Genomic DNA, 4,767 nt, shown 5'->3' on the forward strand with positions numbered 1-4,767 from the left:
AACAGCGACAATAATGACGTCTTTTTTGAATTGTTTGCCTTTAAAATGATTCATTACTCTGTCCTCTCTGTCTTTTTTCTCAATTTTACACTAAAATAGATTTTTTGGAAAACTTTGCAACAGAACCCTGAGTTCAGAGAGGGCTCGTTTGATTTTCAAACTTCGCAACAGAACCAAAAATGTTAAGATAAAAAACATAAAAATTGAAATCAGGCTAAAGATGGTTGATTTTTCTATTTATCAAACAGTTCATATGTATCTTCTATTATTTTGTCTAAAATAGATGAACGTGACCTCGCATTTGTTTGTTTAACAAGGCTATCCAATTTTTCTAAGTTGCTCTTTTTAATAGAAAAACTTGTTTTTATTTTCTTTTCCCAATTCATATCAATGTTAGTTTCTTCTTTAACATTTTCTTTCACTGTATTCGGAAATGTGTTCTCTTGTTCATATTCATTGTTAGTACTTGAAAATTGTTCAAACTTATTAGCCATTTCTACCCCTTTTCTATGCCTCTAAAATATTTGAAAAAATATCATTTATCAATATCAGGAATTTTTCTTGTTCTTTCAGTTTTTCTTCTTTCCTTAAGTACTCCTCGATCCCCAATTTTTCAAGCATGCTCGCATTAATTAATTCTTTCTCTGGAATAATACCTATAACATTATCAATCCCTTTTAATGCGCTTAAAAATTCTTTTGATGTTTTAGTATTGTGTTTTACTCTGTTCCCTAAAAAGTTTACTGTTGCTGTTATATAGCTTTTTCCACTAACAGGGTCTACCACTTCTTTTTTCAACGTTCCAATACTTTGTAATACTTTTATATGACTTTCGTATCCAAATCTACTTGGGTCTAGTGGGGAAATAATTTTGTCTGAAACTGCTACGCCATTTTTCGTCAATAAATTCCAAGCTGGTGGTAAATCAATTATGACATATTCATACGACTTCTCTAGTCTGTCTATATTTCTAGAAAACCACATGAATAATAGTAATTCTTTATTTGGTTTTATTGATAACAAGTCTGTCAAATTATCTAGATTACTGACCGAAGGAATAAAAGAGATGAAGTCATTTATAGCAGTTTCTTCTTCTGTTATAGATGGGTTACTTAATATATCAGATATACTAAGACTATTTTTAAAGCTAACATTCTCGCTTTCAAAAGTTCCTGTTAAACTTTTTTGTCCGTCCATGTCAATCAATAGCACTTTTTTCTTTCTATCCTGTAAAAATTTTGCTAACTGAAAAGCCATTGTTGTTTTACCAACACCGCCTTTAATTGCCATAAAGCTGATAACTTCCATATTACACTCCTTCTTAAGAACACCTTGGTATTTACTTGGTATTTACTTGGTATTTACTTGGTATTTACTTGGTATTTACTTGGTATTTACTTGGTATTACTATTTTACACCTTTATGTTTACTTTATCAATACCAAAGTATTACTTGTTTCATACCTTGGTATTTACTTGGTATTACCTTCTTACACCTTTATGTATACTTTGCCAATACAAAGGTATTACTTATTTCATACCTTAGTGTTATCTTGGTATTTAAAAAGTATTACCTTGTAAAGAAGTAGGTAATACTTTTTTTATTTCTTACATTACTTTTTCATTGAGTCTGAAAGTTCTTTTTTAATTATTTCAAGCTCTCTTTGTTCTTCTGGAGTTGTTTCATTCACATATGCAGATTTATATCTGTGGTCAGGTATTTTATTTCCATTCACTACTTCAACTTTTCCTTCAGTTCTTAAGTATTTAGTCTTTCCTTTCTCTTTTTTGATCACATCTCCACTGGCTAAAAAATTTCTTGCTGAAACTAATAAATATTGAGCTATATTTGGTTTAGAATAATCTTGTCTATGATTTTTAATAGTTTCAAAATGTTCTCTAACACGGTTAATACCTGCTTGTCCCTCAATCTCTGAATATATTGGATAAACTACTTCTTGTAGACGTGCCATTAGACTGATGTCGGCTAAATTTCTCATTTCTAGTATTTCAAACTCTAGTAGTTCCATTGTGTAAGGATTTTGCATTGCTTTAGCTGATAATAATGCCGTCTGTTCTTCTCTATTTTTCTTACCTTGCAGGTATGCAGGATCCTGTTCTCTTTCCTTGTATTCTCCATTTAGTTCCTGTGGCTGAGCTTTTTTAGATATATGGAACAGTATGCTATCGATTGAACGACCTTTTTTAATTTTGTCATAAGTCACATCAAAATGAGTATGATGATTAATTTCATTTAGTGGCTCTTTTAAAATACGTTGTTCCAAACTTTGAAACCTTTTATAATCATTTATTGTATCTGTCATAGTTCTAAGTTCAGATACTTTTATTTCTGGATTACAATAACCTTCTAGTTGCTCTGTTCTTCTACCACCTTTGTTTAAATAATGTTCATATTGATTGTATTGCATGGATAGCCACTTATAAAGAATAATTGAGTACTTAGAGTTTAAGTTCATGACATCAGACAGGGCATATTGCGTAAAATTTTGTTTCAAATTGATTAGATAAGGCATAATTCTTTTATTAAATTCAATTATAACTTCATCATGGTAATCAGCCCATTTAACATAAGGGATTGGTACTATATTTTCATACTCAAAACCACGTTCTTGTTTTTCTCTTATTCTAAAGAAACTTTGTTCTTGCATTTTATCAACTGCTTTTTTAAAGCGACTATGTTTATCATTATCTGAGACATCAAAAAATTTAAATAATTCTTTTTTTGAAAGATAAATAATATGGTCTTTTGGTGGATTATCCGTATTAATATAAGATACTGCCAACTCAAAAATCTTTAAAGGTACTTTATCCATTTTAGCAATGCTAGTTATCAGGTCATTGTGTTCTACTATTTTTCTTCTCTTGATTTCATTCAAAGGATCTACCACCTTTTTATTTTCATTTCCTTTTGTTATAATGGACATATAAATACGCTCCTTTGCGTGTTTGAATTTGGCATAGAGAAAACTTTTTTGCGAGAGAGTTCTCTATGTTTTTTATTATACATTAAAACTGTGTATATAGCAACAAAACGACCAGTTTTGTTGCTATATACACAGTTTTTTGTTGCTATATACACAGTTTTTTGTTGCTATATGCACAGTTTTTTGTTGCTATATAAATCTGTCAGGCCTTGGTATAATTGACTTTTTTTGTACGCAAAAGAACAAAAGACAAATATATATAAGATAAATAAAGATAGGCTTCGCCTATTTTTATTTTCAAGATGTTAGTAAATATTTGACATCAATCTTAAAAGTGCTAAAATAGTGTTAGTTAAATCAACTAACACTATTTGTAAATGAGGTGTCTATATGATTGAAATTGACCCTTTAATTGATTACTCAAAAGAACAGCGCAGGGCAATTGCTTTTATCGACATGAAATCATTCTATGCAAGTGTAGAGTGTGTTGAAAGGGGTTTAAATCCTCTGTCAACATCACTATGTGTCATGAGTGGTGCAGACAACTCAGCAGGTCTGATACTAGCAAGTTCGCCAACCTTTAAAAAAGTATTTGGAAAAGATAATGTTGGTCGAAGTAGAGACCTGCCGTTTTATACCCACAACCGAAAATTCAACTACCAAAATTATTATCGTACAGCTCCACGTGATTGGCTTAATAAAGCTACGCCACCCTCAAAAAGTGAAGTAGCATTTATAGAGTCTTGGGCAAAGAGAACAGAAATTGTACCTCCGAGAATGTCAAAATACATTGAGAAAAACATTGAAATTCAACATGCTATTCAAAATTTTGCATCTCCTGAAGATATATTTTGGTATTCGATTGATGAGGGGTTTGTTGATTTAACAAGTTCTCTAAACTACTTTTATGATAAAGCGTTGCCTGCTGAAGTAAAGCTCGATAGATTATCAAGAGAAATTCAATTAGCTATTCTCAATCAAACTGGCATATATTCAACAGTTGGTATGAGCATTGGCAATCCATTACTTGCTAAACTTGCACTTGACAATGAAGCCAAACACAATAGTAATATGCGTGCTTTTTGGACTTATGAAAGCATACCCGATAAAGTCTGGAAAATTAAATCCTTAACTGACTTCTGGGGGATCAATACTCGTACTGAAAAAAGACTGAATAAATTAGGTATCAAGTCAGTCTATGATCTCGCACATTGTAGCCCTGCGTTATTAAAAAAAGAGTTTGGTGTCGTTGGAGTTCAATTATTCTTCCATGCCAATGGTGTTGATGAGTCTACAGTCTATGAGCCTTATCATGCTAAGTCAAAGTCAATTGGCAACTCGCAAGTCTTGCCCAAAGATTATGCTGATCAAACTCAAATTGAGTTGGTTATCAAAGAAATGACTGAGCAGGTCTCTATCAGACTAAGAAAAGCCAAAAAGCAGACAACTGTTGTTAGTCTGTATGTCGGTTATGCTTATTCTGAAAATAAACGAGGGCTACATATTCAAAAGAAAATAGAAGTCACGAACAGCATTGCTGTGTTAAGTGATCAGATCATGTCATTATTCAGAGCGGGTTATTCTGGTGGTAGTGTGAGACGATTAGGCATTTCATTTGGTGGGCTATGCAGTGAAGAAGTCAAACTAATTTCTTTATTTGACACCTTTGATAAAAAAGCAGCCAAGACAGAAACACTTCAGGGAGCAATAGACGAGATAAGAAATCAGTATGGATTTTTGGCTTTACAAAAGGCAACTTCACTACTTGATGGATCAAGAGTAGTAGCAAGAAGTAAACTTGTTGGAGGTCATTCAGCAGGTGG

The 4,767-nt window shown here is 32.0% G+C and carries 4 protein-coding genes; 1 reads left to right on the forward strand and 3 read right to left on the reverse strand.

Going from position 1 to position 4,767, the window contains the following annotated elements; all coding sequences use genetic code 11:
* Positions 1–233: 233 nt before the first annotated feature.
* From HZR21_RS11195 to HZR21_RS11205, 3 genes are all read right to left on the reverse strand, one after another.
* Complete coding sequence (locus HZR21_RS11195; protein ID WP_096040563.1) at positions 234–494, reverse strand: hypothetical protein; 261 nt, start codon at positions 492–494, stop codon at positions 234–236.
* Positions 495–507: 13 nt separating this feature from the next.
* On the reverse strand, positions 508–1,308 hold the full coding sequence (locus tag HZR21_RS11200) for a ParA family protein (RefSeq protein WP_180747679.1): 801 nt from the start codon (positions 1,306–1,308) through the stop codon (positions 508–510).
* 304 nt (positions 1,309–1,612) lie between these two features.
* Complete coding sequence (locus tag HZR21_RS11205; protein WP_180747680.1) at positions 1,613–2,944, reverse strand: RepB family plasmid replication initiator protein; 1,332 nt, start codon at positions 2,942–2,944, stop codon at positions 1,613–1,615.
* 390 nt (positions 2,945–3,334) lie between these two features.
* Between HZR21_RS11205 and HZR21_RS11210 the strand changes: the two genes are divergently transcribed.
* On the forward strand, positions 3,335–4,767 hold a 1,433-nt coding region (locus tag HZR21_RS11210; RefSeq protein WP_180747681.1), incomplete at its 3' end, for a Y-family DNA polymerase.

Origin of the sequence: Pseudolactococcus laudensis (genome assembly GCF_013449735.1) — a bacterium.
GTDB classification, from domain to species: domain Bacteria; phylum Bacillota; class Bacilli; order Lactobacillales; family Streptococcaceae; genus Pseudolactococcus; species Pseudolactococcus laudensis.